Origin of the sequence: Virgibacillus sp. MG-45 (assembly GCF_036409425.1) — a bacterium.
GTDB lineage: Bacteria > Bacillota > Bacilli > Bacillales > Amphibacillaceae > LDC-1.
Map to the genome: position 1 here is coordinate 79,399 of NZ_JAXOFU010000001.1, position 25,509 is coordinate 104,907.

The 25,509-nt window shown below is 35.6% G+C and carries 27 protein-coding genes; 11 read left to right on the top strand and 16 right to left on the bottom strand.

The window, feature by feature from the left end; translation table 11 throughout:
* Both pdhA and SPK86_RS00425 read right to left on the bottom strand, forming a co-directional pair.
* On the bottom strand, window positions 1–1,044 hold the full coding sequence (gene pdhA / locus SPK86_RS00420; RefSeq protein WP_284140982.1) for a pyruvate dehydrogenase (acetyl-transferring) E1 component subunit alpha: 1,044 nt from the start codon (window positions 1,042–1,044) through the stop codon (window positions 1–3).
* A 465-nt stretch (window positions 1,045–1,509) separates the two neighbouring features.
* Window positions 1,510–2,166, bottom strand: coding sequence for a YkyA family protein (locus SPK86_RS00425; RefSeq protein ID WP_284140955.1), 657 nt, complete (start codon window positions 2,164–2,166; stop codon window positions 1,510–1,512).
* A 205-nt stretch (window positions 2,167–2,371) separates the two neighbouring features.
* On the opposite strand from SPK86_RS00425, the gene def reads away from it, so the two are divergent.
* A complete protein-coding gene (gene def / locus SPK86_RS00430; RefSeq protein WP_284140956.1) occupies window positions 2,372–2,923 on the top strand; it encodes a peptide deformylase in 552 nt (183 codons plus the stop codon).
* Between the two features lie 53 nt (window positions 2,924–2,976).
* Here def and SPK86_RS00435 read toward each other — a convergent pair whose 3' ends face one another.
* Complete coding sequence (locus SPK86_RS00435) at window positions 2,977–3,753, bottom strand: Cof-type HAD-IIB family hydrolase (RefSeq protein WP_284140957.1); 777 nt, start codon at window positions 3,751–3,753, stop codon at window positions 2,977–2,979.
* Window positions 3,754–4,452: 699 nt separating this feature from the next.
* On the opposite strand from SPK86_RS00435, the gene SPK86_RS00440 reads away from it, so the two are divergent.
* Together SPK86_RS00440 and rnjA are read left to right on the top strand one after the other, a co-directional pair.
* A complete protein-coding gene (locus tag SPK86_RS00440) occupies window positions 4,453–4,662 on the top strand; it encodes a DNA-dependent RNA polymerase subunit epsilon (RefSeq protein ID WP_284140958.1) in 210 nt (69 codons plus the stop codon).
* A gap of 3 nt (window positions 4,663–4,665) precedes the next feature.
* Window positions 4,666–6,333: a ribonuclease J1 gene (rnjA, locus tag SPK86_RS00445; protein ID WP_330948444.1), complete on the top strand. Its 1,668-nt coding sequence runs from the start codon at window positions 4,666–4,668 to the stop codon at window positions 6,331–6,333.
* A 183-nt stretch (window positions 6,334–6,516) separates the two neighbouring features.
* Here rnjA and SPK86_RS00450 read toward each other — a convergent pair whose 3' ends face one another.
* The 7 genes from SPK86_RS00450 to cbpB all read right to left on the bottom strand — a co-directional run bounded on the left by SPK86_RS00450 (window position 6,517) and on the right by cbpB (window position 13,507).
* Window positions 6,517–7,185, bottom strand: coding sequence for a potassium channel family protein (locus SPK86_RS00450; RefSeq protein ID WP_284140960.1), 669 nt, complete (start codon window positions 7,183–7,185; stop codon window positions 6,517–6,519).
* A gap of 122 nt (window positions 7,186–7,307) precedes the next feature.
* Window positions 7,308–9,149: an ABC transporter ATP-binding protein gene (locus SPK86_RS00455; RefSeq protein ID WP_284140961.1), complete on the bottom strand. Its 1,842-nt coding sequence runs from the start codon at window positions 9,147–9,149 to the stop codon at window positions 7,308–7,310.
* A 107-nt stretch (window positions 9,150–9,256) separates the two neighbouring features.
* A complete protein-coding gene (locus SPK86_RS00460; RefSeq protein ID WP_330948445.1) occupies window positions 9,257–11,011 on the bottom strand; it encodes an ABC transporter ATP-binding protein in 1,755 nt (584 codons plus the stop codon).
* 252 nt (window positions 11,012–11,263) lie between these two features.
* Window positions 11,264–11,716 carry a TlpA family protein disulfide reductase gene (locus SPK86_RS00465; RefSeq protein WP_284140963.1) on the bottom strand — a complete coding sequence of 151 codons (453 nt, stop codon included), beginning with the start codon at window positions 11,714–11,716 and terminating at the stop codon, window positions 11,264–11,266.
* 156 nt (window positions 11,717–11,872) lie between these two features.
* The gene (locus SPK86_RS00470) at window positions 11,873–12,415 is read right to left on the bottom strand and encodes a peroxiredoxin (protein WP_284140964.1); all 543 of its coding nucleotides are present in this window, start codon (window positions 12,413–12,415) and stop codon (window positions 11,873–11,875) included.
* Window positions 12,416–12,644: 229 nt separating this feature from the next.
* A complete protein-coding gene (locus SPK86_RS00475; RefSeq protein ID WP_284140965.1) occupies window positions 12,645–12,887 on the bottom strand; it encodes a YkuS family protein in 243 nt (80 codons plus the stop codon).
* A 167-nt stretch (window positions 12,888–13,054) separates the two neighbouring features.
* Window positions 13,055–13,507: a cyclic-di-AMP-binding protein CbpB gene (gene cbpB, locus SPK86_RS00480; RefSeq protein ID WP_284140966.1), complete on the bottom strand. Its 453-nt coding sequence runs from the start codon at window positions 13,505–13,507 to the stop codon at window positions 13,055–13,057.
* 165 nt (window positions 13,508–13,672) lie between these two features.
* On the opposite strand from cbpB, the gene SPK86_RS00485 reads away from it, so the two are divergent.
* Window positions 13,673–13,981, top strand: a complete 309-nt coding sequence (locus SPK86_RS00485; RefSeq protein WP_330948446.1) for an ArsR/SmtB family transcription factor — start codon at window positions 13,673–13,675, stop codon at window positions 13,979–13,981.
* A gap of 2 nt (window positions 13,982–13,983) precedes the next feature.
* Window positions 13,984–14,898 carry a cation diffusion facilitator family transporter gene (locus tag SPK86_RS00490; protein WP_330948447.1) on the top strand — a complete coding sequence of 305 codons (915 nt, stop codon included), beginning with the start codon at window positions 13,984–13,986 and terminating at the stop codon, window positions 14,896–14,898.
* Between the two features lie 63 nt (window positions 14,899–14,961).
* On the opposite strand, the gene fadH is transcribed toward SPK86_RS00490, so the two are convergent.
* Window positions 14,962–15,729: a 2,4-dienoyl-CoA reductase gene (fadH, locus tag SPK86_RS00495; RefSeq protein WP_284140969.1), complete on the bottom strand. Its 768-nt coding sequence runs from the start codon at window positions 15,727–15,729 to the stop codon at window positions 14,962–14,964.
* Between the two features lie 165 nt (window positions 15,730–15,894).
* Here fadH and SPK86_RS00500 point away from each other — a divergent pair, with 165 nt between their 5' ends.
* The 3 genes from SPK86_RS00500 (at window position 15,895) to SPK86_RS00510 (ending at window position 17,845) form a co-directional block, all read left to right on the top strand.
* Window positions 15,895–16,743, top strand: a complete 849-nt coding sequence (locus tag SPK86_RS00500) for a metallophosphoesterase (protein ID WP_284140970.1) — start codon at window positions 15,895–15,897, stop codon at window positions 16,741–16,743.
* Window positions 16,744–16,843: 100 nt separating this feature from the next.
* Entirely contained in the window at window positions 16,844–17,122 is a 279-nt protein-coding gene (locus SPK86_RS00505) for a hypothetical protein (RefSeq protein ID WP_330948448.1), read from the top strand.
* A gap of 246 nt (window positions 17,123–17,368) precedes the next feature.
* A complete protein-coding gene (locus tag SPK86_RS00510) occupies window positions 17,369–17,845 on the top strand; it encodes a YkyB family protein (protein ID WP_330948449.1) in 477 nt (158 codons plus the stop codon).
* A gap of 68 nt (window positions 17,846–17,913) precedes the next feature.
* Here the strand turns inward: SPK86_RS00510 and SPK86_RS00515 are convergent, their stop codons facing one another.
* Window positions 17,914–18,249 (bottom strand): hypothetical protein, encoded by a 336-nt coding sequence (locus SPK86_RS00515; RefSeq protein ID WP_284140973.1) that lies wholly within the window; start codon window positions 18,247–18,249, stop codon window positions 17,914–17,916.
* 304 nt (window positions 18,250–18,553) lie between these two features.
* Window positions 18,554–18,766 carry an aspartyl-phosphate phosphatase Spo0E family protein gene (locus tag SPK86_RS00520; protein WP_284140974.1) on the bottom strand — a complete coding sequence of 71 codons (213 nt, stop codon included), beginning with the start codon at window positions 18,764–18,766 and terminating at the stop codon, window positions 18,554–18,556.
* A 287-nt stretch (window positions 18,767–19,053) separates the two neighbouring features.
* On the opposite strand from SPK86_RS00520, the gene lepB reads away from it, so the two are divergent.
* The 3 genes from lepB (at window position 19,054) to SPK86_RS00535 (ending at window position 22,363) form a co-directional block, all read left to right on the top strand.
* A complete protein-coding gene (gene lepB / locus SPK86_RS00525) occupies window positions 19,054–19,587 on the top strand; it encodes a signal peptidase I (RefSeq protein WP_443089739.1) in 534 nt (177 codons plus the stop codon).
* 454 nt (window positions 19,588–20,041) lie between these two features.
* A complete protein-coding gene (locus SPK86_RS00530; protein WP_330948450.1) occupies window positions 20,042–21,196 on the top strand; it encodes a zinc-ribbon domain-containing protein in 1,155 nt (384 codons plus the stop codon).
* 27 nt (window positions 21,197–21,223) lie between these two features.
* Window positions 21,224–22,363 (top strand): S1C family serine protease, encoded by a 1,140-nt coding sequence (locus SPK86_RS00535; protein WP_284139291.1) that lies wholly within the window; start codon window positions 21,224–21,226, stop codon window positions 22,361–22,363.
* A 108-nt stretch (window positions 22,364–22,471) separates the two neighbouring features.
* Here SPK86_RS00535 and SPK86_RS00540 read toward each other — a convergent pair whose 3' ends face one another.
* From SPK86_RS00540 to moaA, 3 genes are all read right to left on the bottom strand, one after another.
* Window positions 22,472–23,833 carry a TrkH family potassium uptake protein gene (locus tag SPK86_RS00540; RefSeq protein WP_284139292.1) on the bottom strand — a complete coding sequence of 454 codons (1,362 nt, stop codon included), beginning with the start codon at window positions 23,831–23,833 and terminating at the stop codon, window positions 22,472–22,474.
* Between the two features lie 204 nt (window positions 23,834–24,037).
* Window positions 24,038–24,448 carry a YwpF family protein gene (locus SPK86_RS00545; protein WP_330948451.1) on the bottom strand — a complete coding sequence of 137 codons (411 nt, stop codon included), beginning with the start codon at window positions 24,446–24,448 and terminating at the stop codon, window positions 24,038–24,040.
* A gap of 44 nt (window positions 24,449–24,492) precedes the next feature.
* A complete protein-coding gene (moaA, locus tag SPK86_RS00550) occupies window positions 24,493–25,509 on the bottom strand; it encodes a GTP 3',8-cyclase MoaA (protein WP_284139294.1) in 1,017 nt (338 codons plus the stop codon).

Genomic DNA, 25,509 nt, shown 5'->3' on the forward strand with positions numbered 1-25,509 from the left:
TTATTTCGACTCCTTTTCTTTATATTCTTCCATTTGCTCTTTTAAATTCGTTGGGAGCTCTTCGAACATGTGTCCGATTAAATCAGTTACTTTTTGCTTCGGATATTTATCTGCTTCTTTAATCGCTTTTTTAATATCATCTTTTGCTTCTTCAATAACTTTGTTCTCATCTTCCTCAGACCAGAGCTTCTTATCTTCTAGAAACTTACGGAAACGAACGAGCGGATCTTTCTTTTCCCATTCAGAATCTAAATCAGAAGTACGGTAACGCGTCGGATCGTCTCCAGCCATTGTATGTGGTCCATAACGATAAGTCATTGTTTCAATGAGCATAGGTCCCTTTCCTTCAATTGCGCGCTCACGTGCATGCTTTGTAGCAGCATATACAGCAAGCACATCCATACCATCCACCTGGATTCCTTCTATTCCAGCTGCAACTGCTTTTTGCGCTAATGTTTTCGCTTTTGTTTGCTTTTCTCGCGGTACCGAAATAGCAAATCCATTGTTCTGAACCATAAAGATACAATTCGCATCATATGCTCCTGCGAAGTTAATTCCTTCGTAGAAATCTCCTTGGGATGTACCACCATCCCCTGTATATGTGATCGCTACAGCTTTTTTACCTCGCATCTTCATGCCAAGTCCAACACCAGCAGCCTGAATATATTGTGCCCCGATAATAATTTGTGGACTTAACGCATGAACACCCTCAGGCATTTGATTTCCATGATAATGACCTCTTGAAAAGAGGAAAGCTTGATAAAGTGGAAGGCCATGCCAAATCAATTGAGGTACATCACGATACCCAGGTAAAATAAAATCTTCCTTTTCTAACGCGAAATGGCTCCCTAATTGCGATGCTTCCTGTCCGGCCGTCGGTGCATAAAACCCAAGACGTCCTTGACGATTTAATGCGATAGAGCGTTGATCAAGAATACGCGTATAAACCATTCTGCGCATAAGCTCTTTTAATTCATCATCAGACAACTCCGGCATTGCATCCTTATTGACTACCTTTCCATCTTCATTAAGAATCTGAAACATCTCGAACTTACTTTCAACACTTTCTAATACGTGTTTCAAATCGTTCACCTCTTCCTTTCTTATCTCCAATTTAATAATCTATTTCTAGCGTTCCCAAACAAAGAAAAATTGTGTACCATTTTGTCTTATTTATGTACCCACTTTCTTTTCCTGTTAATCTAGATGCGCTCAATTCTGTTACATAAATACCACAAAAAAAATTGATACAACTTTGAATACATTTAAAGTTTAGCCTAATACCCCATCATAGGTCAACTACTTTGTTTCATACTATTATTTAATCGTGAAACGCTTTCAAAATGTTACTCCAATATTATAAATCAGATACAAACTGTTACATTCATAATGTAATCTGTATTATTTTAAGACATTATTTGAAAATTACTGATTTATCCATAAGAATAAACGAAAAAATCAAAAGGACACCCTTCTTTTTTGAAGGATGCCCTTTAATAAGTTTCACACTTATTCATAGGTTACATCTAAATCTGATGCTTCATAGAATTCTTTTTTTTGTGCATTATAATTTGCTGTAGATTTGTTAAATTGTTCATTAGCTTTGATTACCGTTTCATAACTGGCATTTAATTTATCGATGTGCTTTGTTAAGGTTGCTTGTTCTAAATCTTCATCTTGAAAAAGTGCATACAACTCTTTTTCCAATTTAATGGAATCAACATATGCATCATGAAGCTGTTCATATGCTTGATATCGTTCCATCATCGTTTCGTACATATTGCGAGCCTTCTGCTTAATTGTCTTTTCCTTTAAATCATCCAATAAATCTTTTATTTCCTGAAACTCTTTTTTAGATGCATCGATGCTTTTCTTTTCTAGCTGTATCTTTTCATGACGCGCTTCAATAATCTCCGTCGCTTCCTTGGAAAGCTTTTTAATTTGATCAAATTCATCCGTACCAAGTGCAATTACTTTATCATATATTTCCTTTTCCTGTGTTTCTAATGCAGTTATTTCATCCTGCTGCGCTTCAAAATCCGCTTCTAATGCCACCGCTTCTTCCAAATGAGTATATATTTTCTCTTGTGTAGATTCGCCACAGGCAGATAGTAAGACAGCAAGCCCAAGCATAATAATTGCTCCTATTTTCTTCTTAGCAGGCATGAAAGCACTCCCCTTTATTCATCGTCCGTTCATGATGATTTTATCAAATTTCCATGTAAATCAGTATACCATAGAAGTATGTTAATTTTTGAATAAAAATAAGTTATACTTGTCCTATAGACAAATTATGCTTTTCTTGCATAAATTATGTTAAACTATTTAATTAGAATTTAGAAAGCTGAAATAATGTTTGGAGTGACACAGGATGATAACGATGAAGGATATTGTGCGGGAAGGTCATCCCGCTTTAAGAGAAATAGCAAACGAAGTATCTTTACCTGCTACAAACGAAGAAAAGCAACTTTTAGCGGATATGCTACAATTTTTAAAAAACAGTCAAGACGAGAAGGTTTGTGAAGCACATAACCTTCGACCTGGAGTTGGACTAGCAGCACCACAGCTAGGTATCTCTAAACGAATGATTGCTGTACATTTTGAAGATTTTAATGGGAAATTTTATAGCTATGGTTTATTTAATCCCAAAATTATTAGCCATTCAGTAGAGAAAGCTTATTTAGCTGCTGGTGAAGGCTGTTTATCCGTTGACCGAAGTGTAGAAGGGTATGTTCCGAGATATGCGCGTATTACTATAAAAGCAATTGATTTAGAAGGAAACCCGATCAAACTTCGCTTAAAGGATTATGCTGCCATTGTTTTCCAACATGAAATCGACCATCTAAATGGGATTATGTTTTATGATCATATTAATGAAAAAAATCCATTTGCAATTCCAGAAAACGCAAAAGTAATCGAATAATAAGTTGTAATTCAAAGGCTGCTCCACACGTATTCGTGGAACAGCCTTTTATTTTAGATTAGCTGAAGATGCTTTAATCCATTTGCAATGCCACCTTGATTAACAGGATCAGTGACATAATCAGCAATTTCTTTGAGCTCCGCTACCGCATTCCCCATTGCAACACCTGTTCCTACTTCTCTTATCATTTCAATATCATTCAACCCATCGCCAAACGCATAAGTATGTGCGATATCTACTCCATACGCTTCAATTAATTTTTTGATTCCGATTGCTTTTGATGCTCCTCCGGGCAAAACATCGCAGGAAACATCATGCCACCGAATAAAATCAAACGCATGATGCAGCTCACGAAACTTCCTTTCTTCCTGATCCTTGCAAAACAAGAGCGCTTGATAGATCTTTTGTTTATCATAGTACGTCGTATCAATCGGTGGATAATCAAATTTCAAAGTAGAAACCATACTCTTTTCTATATACGGATGATTCTCAACAGACGCCCGCATTTCGTCACTATGCATAAAAATCATCGGAAATTCTTCTCTAGAAGCCGCTTCATACAAATGAATAAGTTCTTCTTTTTCAAGAGGATTTTCATATATTGTTTTCCCTTCTAGCACAACATATTGACCATTAAAGCTTACAAAAGAGTCTATTCCTAATTCCTCCCGAAGCTCTTTAAACATAAAAGGAGCTCTTCCTGTAGCAATTGCAACCATCACACCCGTTTTTTGCAATGCTTGAATCGCCTTTTTTGCAGATGATGGAATTTGTTTTGCGTCATTTAGTAAGGTGCCGTCGATATCAAAAAATACGATGTTCTTTGTCATGTTCATACTCCTTTTTAGATTCGATGCATAAGAATCTATACCCTGCGAAAAATACAAATAGCTAATTAATCTGACCTTCTTAACAGAGTATTTTTTATGATTTTATAGTAAAATTATTTAGCTTTATTGTATCAATAAAATTGTTATATAAATAATTTTTTGGATAAATAAAGTATTTTTATTTAAAAAACCAGTAAATCATACTATACTATATATTAAGAGGGATTGGATCGGTAGAACGTTTTTATGCTTTTCTTAAATATTCGAAAGGAGATGCATCATTCATGCTAAAGCGTTTAAAAGAAAAGCTTAAAAAACGCTGGAAGGATTTTTTAGGCCGAGGTCGTGTACCAACTACTTATAAGGAAAATTAATTTGAACCGTGTTCGGTACGGATGAGTATGAACCTTTGTTGTTACGATATGAGCTGATATTAGAGCTTAAAATAAATCTGATAGTGGAAACAGGGACTACCACAAAAACCCAATCACAACTACAATACCTGAATGTTTTACGGAAGCATGAGGGGATTCGTATTATGGATCGGTTAATATTACCAACTGCAAACAAGAGGGGTACTACCGCTCTAGGTAGTAGTGCTATTTATAATTGCAAAATTCATAGTATGACCTTTTTTCTCCATGTCATTTGGAGAACCTTTTTAATTCAATAAAAACAATACATGTTAGGAGAGATGAAATGATTTTTAAAGTATTATACCAGGAATCCATGCATCAAGTTCCTGTTCGAGAACATACAAAAAGCTTATATATTGAGGCCGAATCAAACCGAGAAGCAAGAAAAAAAATAATCGATCGCAATTACAATATTGAATTTATCCAGCCACTTGAGGGCGCACACCTGGATTATGAGAAAAAATCAGAACATTTTTCTGTGGAGAAAGTATAACCGATGAAATTTGTTAAAAATGATCAAACCGCTGTTTTTGCATTAGGTGGATTAGGTGAAATCGGAAAAAATACGTATGGTGTGCAATTCCAAGATGAAATCATCCTGATCGATGCTGGAATAAAATTTCCAGAGGATGAACTACTTGGAATCGATTATGTAATTCCAGATTATTCCTATTTAATTCAAAACAAAGAAAAAATTAAAGGTCTCATTATTACGCATGGTCATGAAGATCATATCGGAGGTATTCCTTATTTATTACGCGAGTTAAAGATTCCTATTTATGCAGGAAAGCTTGCAATTGGTTTAATTCGCAATAAATTAGAGGAGCATGGTCTATTAAGATCAACAAAGTTAAATACGATTCAAGAAGATGATGTTATCAAGTTCCGTAAAACATCCGTTAGTTTTTTCCGTACGACACATAGTATCCCTGATTCTTATGGAATTGTAGTTAAAACTCCTCCAGGAAATATCGTTCATACTGGAGATTTTAAATTTGATTTTACACCAGTTGGAGAGCCAGCCAACCTAACTAGGATGGCGGAGATTGGAAAAGAAGGCGTTCTATGCCTACTTTCCGATAGTACAAATAGTGAAGTTCCCGGCTTCACTCTATCAGAAAAAGTAGTTGGTGCAAATATTAATGATATATTCGCACGTGTAGATGGAAGAATTATTTTTGCGACATTTGCTTCTAACATCTATCGTTTACAGCAAGTTGTAGAGGCTGCTGTTAAAAACAATCGTAAAATTGCAGTATTTGGACGAAGCATGGAGTCATCCATTACACTTGGACAAGAGTTAGGATATATTCAAGCACCTAAGGATACGTTTATCGAAGCGAATCAAATTAATCGCCTTCCAGCACATGAAGTAACGATTCTTTGTACTGGTTCCCAAGGTGAGCCAATGGCAGCTCTTTCAAGAATTGCCAACGGAACGCATCGTCAAATTCAAATTATTTCTGGTGACACCGTTGTATTTTCTTCCTCACCAATCCCTGGAAATACAATTAGTGTAAGCCGAACGATTAACAGTCTTTATCGAGCTGGCGCGGATGTTATTCATCATAAGGTAAGTGACATTCATACTTCTGGCCATGGTAGTCAAGAAGAGCAAAAGCTCATGCTCCGATTAATGAAGCCTAAATACTTCATGCCTATTCATGGAGAATATCGGATGCTAAAAGAACATACAAAGCTTGCAGAGCTTTGTAATGTAGATCCTTCTCACTCTTTTGTAATGGATAATGGAGATGTGTTAGCACTCGGAAAAGATAGTGCACAAATAGCTGGGAAGATTCCTTCTGGATCCATTTACGTTGATGGTAATGGTATCGGTGATATCGGAAATATCGTCTTACGAGACCGTCGCATCTTGTCTGAAGAAGGACTTGTGATTGTCGTTGTAAGCATTAATATGAAAGAATTCAAAATTTCAGCTGGTCCTGACATTATTTCACGTGGGTTTGTATACATGCGTGAATCTGAGGACTTAATCAACGAAGCGCAAAAGCTTGTGGCAGCACATTTAAGTAAGATTATGAAGCGCAAAACGACACAATGGTCACAAATTAAGAATGAAATTACAGATACAATTGCACCGTTTCTATATGAAAAAACTAAACGACGCCCTATGATTTTACCAATCATTATGGAAGTATAAAAAAAATCCACGGAGTATATAAAACTCCGTGGATTTTTCTATTAGGCTTTATACTAATGTGGTGGTGCCCTCTGTTCAATTAAGGCTTCAATAGAAGACGACACCGCAAAATTTAACCTACATCTAATAAAAAAGAAATGGTGGAGTAAAAATCCACCACCACGTCTATCAGAGAACCTTTTATTATTCATCATCAATGACTAAATGCTTTTCAAAGCGAGAAATATCTTTATCTGCCCCAATTACAATCAGAATATCATTCTCCATTAAAATCTCTTCCGCTAAAGGTGACACATTAATATCTTTACCTTGCTTAATCGCCACTACGTTACAACCATAGTTTGCACGAATATCAAGGTCTATTAACGATTTACCAAGCATTTTTGTGCCGACCTTAACCTCAACAATACTATGATCCTCCGATAATTCTAAGTAATCAAGTATGTTATTTGAAATAATACTATGTGCAATTCTTTTCCCCATGTCTCGTTCTGGGTGAACAACATGGTTCGCCCCAATTCGGTTTAATATCTTCTCATGATAATCATTTTGCGCTTTAACCGTTATTTTCTTAATCCCTAAATCCGTTAGAATAACTGTCGTTAAAATACTTGCTTGAATATTATCGCCAATCGCCACAATAACATGGTCAATATTCTTAATTCCTATTTCCTTTAACGTTGCTTCATCTGTCGAATCTGCAATCACCGCATGGGAAGCGATGTTTTTATATTCATTTACCTTATCCTCATCGTTATCAATTGCTAACACTTCCATACCTTCCATACACAATTCCCTACAAATACTGCCCCCAAAACGACCAAGTCCAATTACTGCAAATTCTCTTTTCATATCATTTCCTCCAAGCTCTAAAATGCCTAGTTTCTTCCTCCATAAATAGGAAGATTGATGGATAAACTTATTATAACGCAAATAGAAAGCAATCTCTATCTGTAATAGAGATTGCTCTATAGTTAAATCGCATCAAGCATTTGAAATTGAGATTTAACTAGGTCAAAGTATTCTCCTTTTTGCTCCATTAACGCTTCGTGGTTTCCATTTTCTAAGATCGTTCCATTTTCCAAGACAAAAATATTATCTGCTTCGCGAATAGTCGATAATCGATGCGCAATGATGATAGCTGTTCTTCCTTTTAACAAGCGTCGAAGCGCTGTTTGAATTCTAACTTCTGTTTCCGTATCAATACTAGCTGTTGCTTCATCTAAAATTAGAATGCTTGGATCTGCTAGTAATGCACGTGCAAACGATAGCAATTGTCTTTCACCTGCTGATAAAATGTTGCCTCGTTCTTCTACTTCTGTTTCATATCCTTTTGCAAGTCGTTGGATAAATTCATCAGCACCGACTACTTTTGCAGCTTCGATTACTTCTTCATCTGTTGCAGCAGGATGTCCAAAGCGGATATTTTCCATAATTGTTCCAGAGAAAATAAATGTATCCTGAAGAACGACACTTATTCGATTTCGAAGACTTCGTAAACTAACATTACACAAGTCATGACCATCAACCTTTACGGACCCACATGTTGGATCATAAAAGCGACTAATTAAATTAGCAATCGTCGATTTTCCACTACCAGTGTGTCCAACCAATGCGACCGTTTGCCCGGCTTTAATGCGTAATGAAATATCTTTTAAAGCAATGCGGTCTTCATTATAGGAAAACTGAACATTTTCAAATTCAATTTCTCCATTCATCTCTTTAAATTCATGTGCATTTTTTACTTCATCGACAATCGGTTGCTCATCTAAATACTCAAAAATTCTTTCTGAGGCAGCCATCGCCATTAATAACTGATTATACATTTGTCCTAACCTAGAAATTGGATCCCAAAACATGCCGAGAAAGAAAGCGAAAGAAACGAATGTGCCAATTTCAATTCCTCCATTATCTACTCCAAGTAAAATGAGGTATGCACCATAGGCAATTAAAATCACGGTTCCAATAGCATTACTTAATTCTACTAATGGACGAAACATCGCACTTTTCTTTGTTGCTTCCTGCCAGCTTAAATAGTTATCGTTATTCAATCCATGGAAAAATTCCGTATTTTCTTTTTCCTGAGAAAACGACTGAGTAATTCGAATACCTTGAATGCTTTCGTTTAAGTGAGAATTCATGCGCGATTGCTGAATACGAACATTTTGCCAAGAGCGGCGAATATTTCTTCGCAGCTTCGTAGAGATATAAAACATTAATGGCAAAACGACCATAATTGCCAAAGCGAGCTTTGGACTTAGCGAGAACAAAATTATAATAATCCCAATTAATGTCACAATGTCCATAAGGAGATTAATAATACCGTTCGTAAAAAGCTCTTGTAATGAATTCGTGTCATTCATAATTCGCACTAAAATAGAGCCTGCAGACCGGGAATCAAAAAATCGATGGGACAAAGATTGCACGTGTGTAAATAAATGTTTTCTTAAATCATAAATAACATTTTGCCCAAGTATATTAACCCATTTAATGCGAAATATATTACCTACATAGTTTAGGAGATATAGTACACCTATACCAAGAACGAGGTATGTGAGTAATGTCGGATCCTTCTCTGCAATCGCGACGTCAATAGCTACTTTTCCAATTAATATCGGAACAATTAAACGAACTGCTGTTGATAATAGCATCATAAGAATTGCACCAGGCAAATATGTTTTCGAATATGGTTTTAAATAATTCAGTAAGCGCCACATTTGCTTCCAATTAAACGGTTTCTCAATTGCTTGATCAATTGTATAATGAAACCTTTTCAAATGACGCTTCTCACCGTTCTCTGCCTTTTTTGCAGTCATTTATTTACCCTCCTTTTCAACGTACACATGCATACAGTAGGGGTGAATAGAGCTTCTACCCCTACTCAGCGCGTGAACCTTCATCTTTGTTATAATTTTTATCTTCATCATGATAAATGTGCTGCATTCATAATAGCTTCTCGATCCTGATACTGGATATTATAAATGCGTTGATAAGGTCCGTTATTTTGTAGTAGGAAGTCATGCGTCCCACGCTCAACTACTTCCCCATCATCCAACACTAGTATTTCATCTGCATGCTTAAGGGAAGAAATTCGATGCGCAATAATAAATGTTGTTCGATTTTTCATCACTTCCTTTAATGCTTGCTGAATTTTAAATTCCGTTTCCATATCTACTGCAGAGGTTGCATCATCAAGAACTAATATACTTGGATTAATACAGATAGCTCTCGCAATTGCTATTCGTTGCTTTTGACCTCCTGATAATCCCATCCCTCTTTCTCCAAGAAGCGTGTCATAGCCTTTTGGCATTTCCATAATAAAATCATGTGCTTGCGCTCGCTTGGCAGCATCGATAATTTCTTCCTCTGTTACATCTGGACTCCCGTAAGCTATATTTTCACGAATAGAGGTAGAAAACAAAAATGATTCCTGAAGCACGAATCCAATATGTTTTCGTAACGTCTTTAATTTATATTGGGAAACAGGACGCCCATCTACAAGTACTTCTCCAGACTCTGGCTCATAAAATCGCGTCAGTAATTGTGTGATACTCGTTTTTCCAGAGCCAGTTGCTCCAATGAGTCCGATTACTTTTCCTGGCGGCGCATCGAAATTAATATTTGTTAATGCTGTGTCATCATCCTGTACATATGTTAATGTTACATCTTTAAACGTTACATGCCCTTTTATCGGCGTATCTAGTGCATCCTCTCGTTCTACAATATCCTCGACTGCATCTAAAATTTCATTTAATCGTTCACCAGATGCTTTTGCTTGTGAGAACATATTAACGACAAAACCAAGGTTCATTAACGGCCCCATGATATACCAAACAAGACTAAAGAACGCAACCAATTCGCCAAGCTCCAGCTCTTGATTGATTACTAAATATCCTCCAAAAGCAAGCAAAGCAACAGCACAGAAGTTGCCAATAAACTCCATTAGCGGGAAGTATTTAGACCATATATTTGCAGTTTTAATATAGTTTTGACGATAGTCATGATTATTCGTAGAAAATCTCCCAATCTCAAAATCCTCGCGTGATAAAGACTTTACTGTGTTCATTCCACTAATATTTTCTTGAACCCTCGTATTCAATCTTCCAAATGACTTTCGAATACCCCGAAACGCAGGGTGAACTCGTTTATCAAATTTAAAAACAACAACCGCTAGAAATGGCATTGCGGCCATTGTTACCAATGCAAGTGGAATAGAATAATAAAACATAACGCTAAGACTTAATCCAATTAATAACAGGATACGGATAAGCTCTGAGAAACCAAAAGAGAGGAAAAAACGAAATCCTTCGACATCTGAAGTCAATCTTGACATGATATCGCCAGTTTTTGCATTATCATAGTATTTAAAAGAAAGTACTTGTAGTTTTTCATAAAGTGCATTCCTTACCTTATAAACAGACTTTATGCCAAACATATCTCCTAAATATTGATGAAAAAAAGTAGCAATCCCTTTTATGACCATTAGTCCAATAAATGCGGCTGCTATATAAGGAATTAAAGCATATTTATCCTTTAATACAACTTCATCAATCGTTAGCTGTAGAATGATTGGATATACAACGGTAATACCTGTTACAAAAAATAAAAAGAACAACGATACAAAGAAATACCGTTTGTATGGCCAATAGTATTGTTTTAATTTTCTAAACGTATCCAAAAGGTTCCCCCCTCAAGCGTATTTTATTTCGTAATATCTAATATAACGGTTTCCGAAATAAAACGCCATAGCTTTTTCGAAATTTCAAAAAATATTTAATTTGCTCCCTTCCATTAATTGTTATTCCATTATAACAATACGAACATATGTTGTCACGTGTGATTTAATATAAATTTCATTAAAAAACCGAAAACAGTTATGCATGCAATTGCACCATAACCATTCTCGGTCTAATCATTTAAAATGTATCTATTATTTATCTGTTTTTCCTAATACCCGGTTGACCCGCTTACGTAGCATTTTCATACCACCGCCACCAGCTTGAAAATGACGTAATTGGCCGTCCTTATCGAAAACATAGTACGCTGGAACATATTGATTATCAAAAGCATCCGTTAATTTATGGGCATTGTCCACAAATATCGGCTGTGTAATATCATGTTCCTTAGCCACTTCCTCTACTTGTTCAAGATCAAGATCTTTTTCAGAGCGTGGCATATGAACTGCGATCACATTTAATTCATTTTTATATTCATCTCTAAATTCATTCACATTAGGCATCGCTTCTTTACATAAGCCACAGCTAACAGACCAGAAATGAATTAAAGTTGGTCGTTCACCTAATAGGTCCGATTTTTGTATTGGATCGCTATTTAACCACGTTGTTGCTCCCTCTAATTCGGGCATTTGATCGCGTAATTTCATTCTAGTTGCCTCCTTCTATACTACGTCGATTATTTTTTTATTCAATTAAAGAAACTGGCCCGCCTGGAGCTAGTTACCTCCAGCAATCATGGGGCCAGCCCTTTCTTTGCATTTTATTCTTATTTTATAATCTCGTCTGTACGTATTGCTTATTTATTAAAGTGTTTCTTGACCAGGCTTCCAGTTTGCTGGACAAAGCCCACCAGTTTGTAGCGCTTGAAGTACACGTAATGTTTCATCTACATCACGACCAATATTATTGTGGAATACGGTTTGATATTGCAATTCGCCTTCCGGATTGATGATGAACAATCCACGTAATGCAACTCCTTCTTCTTCAATCAACACACCATAATCCTTGGAAACAATATGATTCGTATCTGCAGCAAGTGGATACTTTAAATCCCCTAACCCATTTTCATCACGTGACGTATTGATCCATGCTTTATGTGTATGAATAGTATCTGTAGATACACCAATTACTTCTGCATCTAAGTCTTCGAATTCATCATAGCGATCAGACATTGCAGTGATTTCTGTTGGACATACAAATGTGAAGTCCATTGGATAGAAGAAAAGAACTGTCCATTTATCTTCTTTCATAAGATTCTCTAGGCTAACCTTTCCAAACTCTTTATTTGGAAGTACTGCCTCCATTTCAAAGCGTGGTGCTTGTTTTCCTACCATTCTTTCTGCCATATGTAATCCCTCCAGAATTGTTTTGATTATTGGCTTCGATTACTATTATAAGAAACCTCTTTTTTTAAGTCAATTTTAAGTGATAATTATTGTAATAAAGTCATTAAATATTCATTTTATCCTTATATACCCTAACATTTGTATGTTAGTATTGTCCATTCAAATACTAAACTGCTATCCTTCCATACAATAGGCCCCCAACAATTGTTGAGAGCCTTCCAAACAACCATTACGAAAAGCGGTCATTTACTTCTTGTGCAACATCTGCTGCACTTTGACCTTGTGCATTAATGACTGGTCCTTCTAAAAATGTATCTGATACACCCATCATATCCTTATCTTGCCCGGAAATAACACAACAATCGCATTGTGCGACATCTTGCTCTGTATGCACATCAACTACCTCGTGTCCCATCTCCATTAAAGCTTCCTTCACTTGAGTCAATGTAGGTTCTACTCCAATACGTGCCACTTCTTTCACTCCTCTTTATTATCCGTATATTCATGCTTATTATCACCAGAGTTAATAAAGGTATACATTAGAGAGCGAATCAAGTGAACTACACCTAAAAACTGAACTTACACGCTTCACGTTTTTTAAGAAAGGATAATACTTTTGGAAATACGTTAAAAAGATAGTTATTTTTCTTCGTTTGGTTCCATACTTATATTCCTTCTTAGCTGCTTTAAGATTGCTCTACGTGTTAAAATCCCATCAAAGTACCCTTCTTGATCAGCAACACATACAAAAGGATAATCAATCACTGCATGAAGTCCTTCCATGAACGAAGCCTCTCGAGACAGAATTGGTATATCTGTATGCATGATTTCTTCGACACGTCTGTCTGCTAACGTTTCAAATTCAAATCGTTCAAGACCAAGTATTTGGTTTAAAATGATCGTTTTCCCAATCGTACCTGCTAATTTATAGGAAGCATCTAATACAGGCACTGCAGAATATCCTGATTTTACGAGCACTAATAATGCGTGCTCTAATGGATTATTTACTTGAACATGAGCCACCTTTTCTGATGGAATCATTAAATCAGCAACATACACATCAGCAAGCTTTTTATCTTCTATCAAACTCATTGCATACGCTCCTTCATTCAAACTATTGTTACTTTATCCCACTAAAGGAGTTTCCATATCTAGTTTACCACAGTTACTTTCCAAGAAAAATGGTATTGACTTGAATTTAACACGCAACTATTTTATAATATGAACATATGATCATATTATAAAGAGGTGAACGTTATGTCCTATCAACCTTTAGATGATAAGTTAATTGAAGATGTAGCCTATATATTTAAAGCACTTTCTGATCCAACGAGAATAAAGATATTACATCTCTTATTTTATAAGGAGTGTTCCGTAAATGAAATTGCAAGCGAATTGAACATGCAGCAATCGACGATCTCACATCAATTAAAATACTTACGACAGCTTCATCTCGTGAGAAAACGACGTGAAAAAACGATGTACTATTATTCACCAGACGATTATCATGTTATGAACTTACTGGAGCAAACTATTGAACATACAAAACATACATTAGGAGGGTAATTATGGGCCATCATCATGACCATGGTGCAGGACATGCACATCATCACACGGCAAACAAACGCGTTTTATTTTGGAGCTTTATTGCAATTTCAACCTTTATGATTATTGAAGTAATAGGAGGCTTACTAACGAACAGCTTAGCACTGCTTTCAGATGCTGGGCATATGCTGAGTGATGCCGCTGCACTGGGGTTAAGCTTATTTGCTTTTAAAATTGGCGAAAAAAATGCCACAGTAGATAAAACATTCGGCTATAAACGCTTTGAAATCGTGGCAGCTTTTCTTAATGGAGCTACATTAATCATTATTTCCCTCTATATTTTTTATGAAGCTTTCGGTCGATTTCTGGAGCCTCCTGAAGTTAGTGCTAGTATGATGATCATTGCGTTTATTGGACTACTCGTTAATGTTGTTGTTGCATGGCTTTTAATGCGTGGAGATTCACACGATAATTTAAATATTCGAAGTGCATTACTTCACGTTTTAGGCGACTTATTAGGTTCTGTTGGAGCAATTATAGCAGGGATACTTATTTATTTGTTCGGATGGAACCTAGCTGATCCAATTGCTAGTGTAGTTGTAGCTGCATTAATATTAATCTCCGGAATAAGAATATCAAAGGATTCGCTTCATGTGTTAATGGAAGGAAAACCGGAAAGAATCGATGTTGAAAAAATGAAGAAAACCTTATCCGATTTAGAAGGTGTAAAAAAGATTCACGATCTACATGTATGGTCGATTACAAATGAATTTCCAGCGATGAGCTGTCACCTTGTTGTTAATGAAGGAATTAATCGAGATCAGTTACTCCTTAAGGCGACCAACTTAATTACGAAACAATATAATATTTCACATTGCACCATCCAACTCGAAGGGGAAAAAATCTTTTTAGATGGCAATTGTGATTCGTGTAACTAACACCTAACGCTCATTTAGTTGCAGCTAACCAAATTACGATTCTTCGGTTAGCCGCAACTCGTCTTAAAACGGGTATTGATTTAGCCATTGTCCTCCATCTAAAGTAACTACTTCTCCATTCATATAACTAGCCTTTTCCGACAGCATAAAGAAGGCAAGCTCTGCTATTTCCTCTGGCTTTCCTAGGCGTTTTAATGGGACAGATTGAATGGTGCGCAAGGCAGCTTTTTCTGATTGAAACAATTTATCTGCTCCACCTGTTCGTTCAATTGGTCCAGGTGCAATTGCATTCACTCGAATACCATATCTTGACCCCCACTCTACCGCCAACGTCCGTGTCATATTCAATACACCTGCTTTTGCGGCAGAAGAATGCACAACACCCGCTCCTGCATTCCACGCATACGTTGCAACCATATTGATGATTGCTCCTTTTATCTTATTATCTATCCAATACTTTGCAACAGCTTGACTAGAATAAAAAGTGCCATTCAAAACAATATCGATAACCGCATCCCAGCCATTTTTAGACAGATCTTCTGCAGGACATATAAAATTCCCAGCTGCATTATTCACTAAATAATCGATTGATCCAAAGGCAGCGGTTGTTTCTTTAATTAATCTAGCAATATCTTCTGTGTTTCGAACATCCATGGATACAGTTAAAAGATTTCCCTTTGCAGTAGTAAGTAGTTCTTTTTTTGCTTCCTCTAGTTTTTCTTCTTTTCTCCCTGTTAGAACGACATTAGCCCCTTCATCAGCAAATTTTTTTGCCATATATTTTCCCATTCCACTTGAAGCACCAGTAACAATCACTGTCTTTCCATTCATAACTGAATCCCCCTTCATTTTTTACTCATTATTCATACTATTCTATTTTATTAATGAAGTCAAAATATACCAGCTGAAATTGTTACATTTTTACCAGTTATAGTTTCTATTTTCGTGCTATAATTCGAATAGATAAATATACTGATTAGAGAAAGGTTTGACAGAATGAACAGGCGGTCGTTTCTCAAAAAAATGCTTGGAAGCTTTTTAACGTTCGTCGGTCTTGGTGGTGGTTCATACTATTATGCTAGAGAAATTGAACCTACATTACTCCATATTCAAAGAGAAACTATTTCATCGCCAAAAGTTCCGACTAGCTTTAACGGATTTACCATTGTCCAATTTTCAGACACACATATTGGATTTCAATATACACTTGATCAACTTAAAAAACTAGTAGCTAAAATAAATGAAATAAAACCAGATTTAATCGTTTTTACAGGCGATCTAGTAGATGAACCGAATAAATACAAATGGAATAACGAGCTTGTTAATCTATTAGCAACATTAACAGCTCCTCAGGGAAAGTATTGGGTTTACGGTAATCATGATCATGGAGGTTATGGGACAGAAATCGTAAAAAATGTCATGGAGCAGGCTGATTTTAAGCTATTAAAAAACAGTCACACCACTATAGAAAACCAAACAGATCGAATTATCGTTGCGGGGATCGATGATGTGATGCTAGGTAAACCTGATTTAAATTTAGCATTAAAAAACAGTAACCCTGATCTATTCGCAATTCTCCTTTCCCATGAACCCGATTATGCAAATACGACCAAAGCGTTTCCGGTTGACCTACAACTCTCAGGTCATAGCCACGGAGGCCAGGTTCGTCTCCCATTTATCGGGCATGTATACACCCCAGCATTTGCTGAAGAATATGTGCAAGGTAGATATGAATTGAGCAAGGACCTAACACTGCTTGTAAGTAAAGGTATTGGTACGACACGTGTGCCATACCGCTTTCTTTGCAAGCCGGAAATTCAAGTTATCACATTAAATGGAATGTAACTAATTAAATATAAGATTTAATACACTTCTATATAGGCAGGCGCACTTTATGGACAGATGCATATACTGAAATTGTAAATCTGTATAAGGGAGTGTTCGTATGAATTACCAACATCCAGTATACTTCCCGTATAACCGCCAATCGGAAAATCGGGAAGAAGATGAACGGTTCCTTCCTTTTCTAACTGGGCTTGCCTTTAGTCCATTCCTATTCGGTGGCGGTGGCTATGGATTCCCTTATGGTCGTCCAGGTCGTCCTTTCTATCCACCTTCACCATATGGATATGGCGGAGGCTTTGGCGGTTATGGTGGTTACGGCGGTTATGGCGGATATGGTGGTTACGGAAATAACCCGTATTTTTATCCAAGATATTACTAGCAGCTATTAACGTATCCCCTCAATCAACCTATCTTTTTTCATGCAAGAGCGAATTCATGTGTTACATGTATTCGCTCTTGCTATGTTTGACTAAATTTCCTTTATCATGCAAACAATAGTTTTGATTTTCCCAATTGCATCTAAACTAGCTTTACTGTACGATTGGAATAGAAATCCACCTAGACACATACAACTTAGAAATGGACAAGCTATCGATATCGAATAAAGAAAGGAGGCATACTTTTTATGAAACAGAATATTTCGATCGGCGAGTTAGCTAAAGCACTTTATACGATTAATAGACATGCTAAAACTGCACCAGAGCCTCAGCACTTATATTTTATTAAAAAAGAAGCAATTAAACGGCTACTTCAAGAAGATAAAGCTAAAAAGGTCGGACTTCATTTTTCCGAGCATCCTAAATTTAGTAATCAGCATTCAACCCTGCTTGTTAAGGTAGATCATTACTTTTTTCATATTCCTCCATCAAAAGAAGATTTTAAAGAACTCGAGCATTTAGGAAAAATTGATCAAAGCTATCGTAACCCTCAGACAAAAATGTCTTTGTCTTATGCAAAGAAAATAATCTATCAATATATTGACTGGAAACCCAAAAAGCAATCCAGTCCAAAGCAGAGACATTACTCATCCTACTTCACTCCCTCATCTTTAGGAAAAATGGAATGGCCTCCGACTAAGAAATCGTTCGAACGGAAAAGTTAATGTAACTACACTTTTTGTAGCCAAAGCTTCTATGTAAACTTTGGCTACTTCTTAGCTTTCCATTCTATCTAGGAACCAGTCCTCCGCGTCCATTGCAGGAAAAGATGAATAAACCATAATAGGACTCCAAATAAAGCTAAAGTTTGTAATGCAATTTTTAACGATGAAAGCAGCATCTCTGTCGATACCTCTATCCAATTACCAATCACAAAAAAGAGAACTAGAAATAACAAGCTCCCATTAATGTAGCAAAGCAGCATTTTTGATTTTAGTAAAATCAATAAAGAACTGATAGGACGAAATATATAATAGCAACAAATCACTCCAGCTAAGATAACTAGTGCAAGCATATGTTCATCCGTTAGACCAAAGGAATAAAACCTTGAGAAATCGAGCCCCTTCATAGAGAATTCCTCCTCATTTCAGAAAATGGTATTCTTCCCATTTTAAACAAAAAGGAATCGAATTATCCTATTTTTCTCATTTAATATAAATTATCTAGCATTAGATAGGAGCAATGACATACAACGAGCACAAAGAGAACGATAATTTGTTGTCTTAGGAGCTAGCAATGTTGTTCCTCTCCTATAAGGTATCCATTCCCTTTATATTGTTTTTCGGAGACTCTTAATTTCTCTTCCTATAAAATTACGTTCAATAAGAAATTCGGGATAAAGCAGTTGGTTTTACTACTTTATCCCGTTAACGTTATTGTGGAGTTTTTGAGTTTACTTCTCTATTTCTGGTAGCTTGAAAATCGTTTTGCTTCATATGCTCGTAATTATTTAGTAAGCGGTCTAGCTCTTGACTAATGGAGATAGATTCCAAGCTGGTCAATCCTTTTTCTAGGGCAACCGTTGTCATTCGTTGACGAAGTGATTCAATTCGTTGAAGGAGTTTGAGTCTGTCATTCGTATACATGTTAATTTGTCATCATCCTCCTTTTTCTAGTTATTATTAACATTAGCATAATATTTCTGTAAATAACATTTTTTTCTACTTTTCAAGAAAATAGTATACATGAATCTTCTTAACAACCTATTTGTAAATTTATTATTTAATAGCACCCATTAGTCGTAAGCAATGCTTGATTATGATACTATAAAAGCAAAAGCAAATTATTTTATATTTAGTTTTGCTTATGGCATTATATTTACTATCGTCAACTACATAATATATTTTAAATGATGATGGTTTTTGAAGAGAGGATGTCTTCTTTGGCAAAAGAAAAGAAAAAGAATGAATTAATCGAGTGGATAAAAGCTATTTTTGTTGCTATTTTATTAGCTCTCTTCCTCCGCTCGTTTATCTTCGCCACATCAATTGTGGAAGGTGAAAGTATGGAACCGACACTTGAAGATGGGGAAAGAGTTATTTTCAATAAATTTATTTATATTATAAACGAGCCTGCAAGAGGAGATATCGTTATTATTGAACGGCCCTTTAAAAATTATGTGAAACGTGTTATTGGATTGCCTGGGGATACAATTGAAGTGAAAGATCATACTTTATATGTTAACAAAAAGGTGTTCAATCAGGATTTCTTAACAGAAGAAGCATTGAATCGAACAGGAAATTTTGGTCCTTTTGAGATTCCTGAAGAAAGCTATTTTGTGATGGGAGATAACCGAGCGATAAGTAAAGATAGTCGCAACGGACTTGGGCTAATCGATAGAGAGGATATTATAGGTCGTTCTGAATTTATTATATACCCATTTAGTGAGTGGGAAACAACACGTTGAACTACCATTCACTTAGCCTAATTGGGTGAACTTCCGATTATGTGAGATAGAATAGAATAACGGTCCACTTGTTTCTTTAAAGTATGGACCGTTATTTTTTTACTTCTCATTGTCGAACACGCTATAGCCAATATTCATTATTAAAATACCAAAACAAACAATACCGAATACAATTTCTAATGCCTCCATGAATCACATCCCCCTCTCCATAAATTCCCTTGTCTCATTAAAATCTTTACATTTACAATAGCCACATCCTTCTCCTATCTTATCAATATGTTTTCCCTAAATAAAGTAAAAGTGTGCTAAAATATATAAAGATATTTTCAAATGAAGTGTACATTTTTCTTCTACCATATACTATTTTAAAAAAGAGTTTACTCTACCCTTTTAATCTATTAAAAAAATGATATCTTTATTTCCCCATTAAAACATTTAGAAAGCAGGTGGCACGATGTTATTTTGCCCTTATTGCGGATCCACAATAAAAGAAGATGAAACATATTGTGTCTCCTGTGGTTCTCCATTGCCAGAAGATATCAATAATCGAACCAAGGCAAAGAAAAGATTTAACAAGAAATGGCTTCTTCCTATAAGCGCAAGTATTCTATTAATCTTCTCGATTAGTATCTTTTTTTTCGTCCTACAGGCAAAAACGAGTCAAGCAAAAGAATATTACGAACAAGGTGAAAACAGACTTTCAGACGGCGACTTTAGTAAAGCAAAGCAATTGTTTGATAAAGCCTTACAGCAAAAAGCTAACTTCTCTGAGGCTGAAGTTGCGTCTATATATATTGATAAAGTATTCACTGTTCAATCTGCAATAGAAAATGCACATTCTGAATCTGAACGTGATAATTTTCAAGAGGCGCTCTCTTTAGTCAACGAGGCCGAAAAAACATTAAAAAACTATTCTGGCACTGCAGTTTCATCTATTGTAAATGAACTATCAAAAAATCGTGATGCGATTAAACTAGCACAAATCAAAAGCATGTTAAATAATGAAACAGACATCAATAAACTAAAACTCATCATCTGGGAAGTAGAAGCAATACGAAGTCCAGAAGCGGTGAAGATTACAACCGACATTCGTGAGCAAATTATTGATTATACCTTTTCAATGGCGAGTGAGCAGTTAAACAAAAAGCAATTCCGGGATGCGCAATTGATCGTTGAAGATGGAATAAAATATGCTTCTGCATCCGAAAAGCTTCAAAGTCTCAAAACAACAATTGAAAAAGAAAAGGTAGCCTTCGAAACAACACAGCAACAACGTATTGAACAGGCGATGACTACTGCTGAGCAAGAACGAAAGCTAAATGAAAAAGATGCCATTAAGCTCGTTTCTGTAAAGGTGGAAAGTGATGATCAGAACAAGCTAGTTGTAAATGGAAATGTAAAAAGTGTAGCAACCGTTCCTATTAATTCGATTAAGATTGATTATTCAATTACTAAAAACGGTACGCCTTTTATTACAAATGAAGTTTATGTTTTCCCTGATACATTGTATCCAGGAGATAATGGCAAGTTTGAATTCACGCATTATGATACGAAATCAACAGAGAATGTCAAAATAAAAGTAGACAAAATCACGTGGTATACGGATTAAATATTACCCATTAACGGAGTGAAATACATGCACAAAAAGCTTGTTTCCCCCATTATTATAACCATCATTATTGGAGCTCTGGGAATTGCTTGTTTCATCTATATATACCAAAGCTGGCAGGAAAAAACGATATCTATCAGTAATCCAATCATTGAAAAAGTAAATAAAGATCCGCAGTCATTAAATTTAAAGTCAATCATCCATGAGGCTGAAAAAAATGTTGTACAAATAGATGGTCAAAATGAAATGAACACGACTACTGGTTCAGGTTTCTTAATTAATGATAAAGGAGATATTATTACAAATGCGCATGTTGTTCAGGATGCGGATGTTATTTACGTCCGAACAGCAAATGCTCGAGTCTATCCAGCAGCAGTGATAGGGATTGGCGAAGAATTAGATGTTGCCGTTATTCGTGTCCCACAACTTTCTAATCAGCAGGCAATGACAATTGAAAGGGAGACTTTCTCTGAAATTGGTGATGAAGTAATTGCACTTGGTAGTCCCCATGGCTTTCAAAACACTGTAACACTTGGTATTATTTCTGGAACAGAACGAAATTTTTCGGTCGATGACTACCATTATAATAATGTTTACCAAATTTCTGCACAGATTACGCACGGTAACAGTGGTGGTCCTTTAATTAATCGTAATACAGGAAAGGTCATTGGAATTAATTCAGTTGGAACAGAGGATGGGACAATTGGCTTTAGTATTCCGATTCATACCGTAATCGAAACCATTGAAGGTTGGATAAATAGTGCACAACCCAACAATCTAGACTTTGGAAACCCAAACAACATCGTACAATCAACTGACACTGATCAATTAGAAAAAGATGCCGCATATATCGTGGACTATTTTTTTGAAAGTATTGATATTAGAGACTATATTAATGCTTACACGTTACTAGGTGATACGATGCAATCCGAACAGACATATTCTTCTTTTAGAGAGCAATATATTTATATTACAAAAGTAAACAGCGAAATAGTCGAAAATAAAGTAGCATCTCAAAATCAAGCAACGTTACTAGTAGATGTGACAATAGAAAATAAGCTTCCGAACAAACAAGAAACTAAGAAAGAAAAAATACGTTATTCGATAACAGTAGGTTTTGAAAATGATCAATTAAAAATACTACAACTTACTAAAACTAAAGACTAACGCATACATTCATATATAGAACAAGAGGTTATCTCATAAGCTTAAAAAGCCTACGAGATAACCTCTTTTCTTAATAAAATCTTCATTCCATGCCCTGCATTTTGCATCCTATCCAATAATAATTCTTTCCTTTGGATAGTGATAATTTGCAGTACTTCGATTGTTCCTAAAGATAAACAAAAAGGTAACGATACCAACTCTTCCAATAAACATTAAAATCATTAAAACAACCTTACTTGCTGTACTTAACTCACTTGTAATTCCAAGGCTTAATCCTACTGTACCAAACGCGGAGCTTACCTCGAAAAATATTTTTGTCACAGAATAAGGCTCTACTGCTGATATAAACACAACAGAAACAAAAACGAAAAACATCCCAAGCAGTGTAACTACAACAGCTTTAATAAGGTCATCATCATGCACTTCTCGACGAAACAGTTTAATACTTTTTCCACCACGGGCATACGTAATTAAAAAGATAACAACTAATGCAAAAGTGGTTGTACGAATTCCTCCACCAGAACTGCTAGGAGATGCACCAATTAACATTAAAAATGACATGACTAAATGGTTTTGCTCGGTTAGCAGTCCTACATCCATTGTCGATAGTCCTGCACTTCTCGTTGTAATGGATTGAAAAAACGTGTAAAAAAGAATTTCATGCCAGGATTTATCCGCAAAAAAATTATTATAATCAAGGATAAAAATAAGAAAAGCCCCCGCTATGATTAAAATAACAAATGTAGCAGTCGTTAGCTTTGTAAATAAGCTAAAACGAAAATATCTGCGATCATCATATTTTGCAAATAAATATTCCTTCACTTCAATTAAGACGGGAAATCCAATCGCTCCAAAAATAATTAAAAGCATCGTCACAAACTGAACAAAATAATCATCCTTATAAAAAATAAGTGACTGTCCAGTAATATCGAAACCACCATTGGATATAGCACTAATTGTACTAAAAAAACCATGCAAAATAGCTTCATTAAATGAATAATACTGTAAAAAATATGTACTAAAAATAAGAAAACCAAAAAACTCGATTGTAAGTAAAACTAAAAACAGCTGTTTGACTAAGCGAACCATCCCTTCAAACTTCGTCTGATTCTGATCTGTCATAATTAAGCGTCGTTCTTTAAAGCCAATTTTCTTTCCTAACAGCAGCCAAATAAATGTACCGATTGCCATTATCCCAACCATACCAAGCTGCAAAATAAAAGCTAACAGGATAATTCCTGTCACACTTAACGTATCTGCCACCGTTATCGTTGATAATCCTGTTACACTCAATGCACTAACTGCGGTAAATAATTTATCAATAAAAGGAATACTTACTCCTTTTTGATAAGCAACAGGTAAAGATAATAAAGCAGTGGACAAAATTACTGCTAACAAATAAAAAAGTAGGATCATTTGCACTGGAGAACGTTTATTAATCCAGTTCATTATAGTTGTTGAGTGGAACATTATAGTCTCCTTAATACATTTCGATTATTCTATCCATCATTAAATACAAAAAAACTTATTAACATTATAACAGGCAACTTACATTATTTCCTTACTTTTCGACAATTTCATATTATCGTTTGCTCCTGATATCTGTTTATCAGGATCTTTCGAACAAAAAAACACACTTTCTTTTCAACAGAAGAAGAAGGTGTGTTTTTTCGATTAGATTAGTGCTTTAAATTGAGTAAGTAATTCTTCGCCATGATATCCTTGATTGATTAAATCCCTTAGCATTTGTTCTATATTTTGTATCCGCTGATCGATGATGGTCCCCATAAAAAGCACATTAATATGCTCGCCAATATCGTTTATACTAATAATTTTGCTAATAAAAGTTGCCGGCGAATTAGATTCCTTTGTTATTTTCACCTCAATCATTAACTCATCTCTTTCTTCACGAAGTCGATGAATTAAATCATAATAACGTTTATCCATATAGGCCTCTGTTATCCAGCGGTTTTTTTCATCCTCGCGATTGATAATTAATCCATCCATTAACTCTATATCATGGTGAAACAAGTCGTCCTTGACACTTTCTTTGATCTTTAATGATTTTAATTTAAACGTCTTCATTTACTTACCCACCCCCTTACACTTCAATCTACCCATTTCAAGTATTATCCACCAATATATGACATTTCAATTTTTCTTTCATCCGTATTCTTTCGTTCGGCTCGTTCATCAGAATAACGATCTGTTCTTTCCCTCCAAAGAGAAACAATTGCTTCACGTAATTGTTCATCGTTTATGCCAGCTCGTAACTCCTTCTTCAAATCGAACCCGCTAATTGCAAACAAACATGTATACAATTTACCATCAGCTGATAGTCGTATTCTTGTACAAGTTCCACAAAAGGAATCCGATACAGAAGAAATAACGCCGAACTCTCCACTACCATCCTTATATCGAAAACGTGATGCAACTTCCCCATAATAATTCGCCTCTGCAGGCTCCATTGGCATCTGTTCATGAATTGTATCAATAATTTGTTGTTTTGTAATCACATTCTTAATGTCCCATGCATTATGATTTCCAACATCCATAAATTCAATAAATCGAAGAATAACAGGACTATCCTTAAAATACGCTGCCAATGGGATAATTTGTCCTTCGTTCATTCCTTTTTTCACGACGGAATTAACCTTCACCTGTAGCCCTGCATTTATTGCCGCCTCAATCCCTTTTAGCACAGGAGCTACACTAACCCCTTTTCCGTTTATTTGCGTAAAAACATGGTCTTCAATAGCATCTAAGCTAATATTTACTCGCTTTAATCCCGCTTCTTTTAATTTTTTTGCCCTTTTTGGAAGAAGTATTCCATTCGTTGTAAGTGCAATATCCGTAATTCCAGTTTCCTTTGCTAAACGTGCAATTAATTGGTCAAGGTCTTTACGTAATAAAGGCTCTCCACCAGTAATCCGTATTTTTTCTACACCTAATTTAGCAAAATGCTTGGCAACACGAACAATTTCATCAAAACGAAGTAATTCATTATCATCCAAGAACTCATAATCATCTCCAAAAACTTCTTTTGGCATACAATATGTACAGCGTAAATTACATTTATCAATTACAGATATACGGATATCCTTTAATACTCTACCAAACTGGTCGCGAATTTGTTGTGCTTCCAT

Bases quoted from the DNA above. Each gene is read 5' to 3' on its own strand.
- pdhA (WP_284140982.1), bottom strand. From the start codon at position 1,044: ATGTTTCAGATTCTTAATGAAGATGGAAAGGTAGTCAATAAGGATGCA.
- SPK86_RS00425 (WP_284140955.1), bottom strand. From the start codon at position 2,166: ATGCCTGCTAAGAAGAAAATAGGAGCAATTATTATGCTTGGGCTTGCT.
- def (WP_284140956.1), top strand. From the start codon at position 2,372: ATGATAACGATGAAGGATATTGTGCGGGAAGGTCATCCCGCTTTAAGA.
- SPK86_RS00435 (WP_284140957.1), bottom strand. From the start codon at position 3,753: ATGACAAAGAACATCGTATTTTTTGATATCGACGGCACCTTACTAAAT.
- SPK86_RS00440 (WP_284140958.1), top strand. From the start codon at position 4,453: ATGATTTTTAAAGTATTATACCAGGAATCCATGCATCAAGTTCCTGTT.
- rnjA (WP_330948444.1), top strand. From the start codon at position 4,666: ATGAAATTTGTTAAAAATGATCAAACCGCTGTTTTTGCATTAGGTGGA.
- SPK86_RS00450 (WP_284140960.1), bottom strand. From the start codon at position 7,185: ATGAAAAGAGAATTTGCAGTAATTGGACTTGGTCGTTTTGGGGGCAGT.
- SPK86_RS00455 (WP_284140961.1), bottom strand. From the start codon at position 9,149: ATGACTGCAAAAAAGGCAGAGAACGGTGAGAAGCGTCATTTGAAAAGG.
- SPK86_RS00465 (WP_284140963.1), bottom strand. From the start codon at position 11,716: ATGAAATTACGCGATCAAATGCCCGAATTAGAGGGAGCAACAACGTGG.
- SPK86_RS00470 (WP_284140964.1), bottom strand. From the start codon at position 12,415: ATGGCAGAAAGAATGGTAGGAAAACAAGCACCACGCTTTGAAATGGAG.
- cbpB (WP_284140966.1), bottom strand. From the start codon at position 13,507: ATGAGTTTGATAGAAGATAAAAAGCTTGCTGATGTGTATGTTGCTGAT.
- SPK86_RS00485 (WP_330948446.1), top strand. From the start codon at position 13,673: ATGTCCTATCAACCTTTAGATGATAAGTTAATTGAAGATGTAGCCTAT.
- SPK86_RS00490 (WP_330948447.1), top strand. From the start codon at position 13,984: ATGGGCCATCATCATGACCATGGTGCAGGACATGCACATCATCACACG.
- fadH (WP_284140969.1), bottom strand. From the start codon at position 15,729: ATGAATGGAAAGACAGTGATTGTTACTGGTGCTTCAAGTGGAATGGGA.
- SPK86_RS00500 (WP_284140970.1), top strand. From the start codon at position 15,895: ATGAACAGGCGGTCGTTTCTCAAAAAAATGCTTGGAAGCTTTTTAACG.
- SPK86_RS00505 (WP_330948448.1), top strand. From the start codon at position 16,844: ATGAATTACCAACATCCAGTATACTTCCCGTATAACCGCCAATCGGAA.
- SPK86_RS00510 (WP_330948449.1), top strand. From the start codon at position 17,369: ATGAAACAGAATATTTCGATCGGCGAGTTAGCTAAAGCACTTTATACG.
- SPK86_RS00515 (WP_284140973.1), bottom strand. From the start codon at position 18,249: ATGAAGGGGCTCGATTTCTCAAGGTTTTATTCCTTTGGTCTAACGGAT.
- SPK86_RS00520 (WP_284140974.1), bottom strand. From the start codon at position 18,766: ATGTATACGAATGACAGACTCAAACTCCTTCAACGAATTGAATCACTT.
- lepB (WP_443089739.1), top strand. From the start codon at position 19,054: ATGTCTTCTTTGGCAAAAGAAAAGAAAAAGAATGAATTAATCGAGTGG.
- SPK86_RS00530 (WP_330948450.1), top strand. From the start codon at position 20,042: ATGTTATTTTGCCCTTATTGCGGATCCACAATAAAAGAAGATGAAACA.
- SPK86_RS00535 (WP_284139291.1), top strand. From the start codon at position 21,224: ATGCACAAAAAGCTTGTTTCCCCCATTATTATAACCATCATTATTGGA.
- SPK86_RS00540 (WP_284139292.1), bottom strand. From the start codon at position 23,833: ATGTTCCACTCAACAACTATAATGAACTGGATTAATAAACGTTCTCCA.
- SPK86_RS00545 (WP_330948451.1), bottom strand. From the start codon at position 24,448: ATGAAGACGTTTAAATTAAAATCATTAAAGATCAAAGAAAGTGTCAAG.
- moaA (WP_284139294.1), bottom strand. From the start codon at position 25,509: ATGGAAGCACAACAAATTCGCGACCAGTTTGGTAGAGTATTAAAGGAT.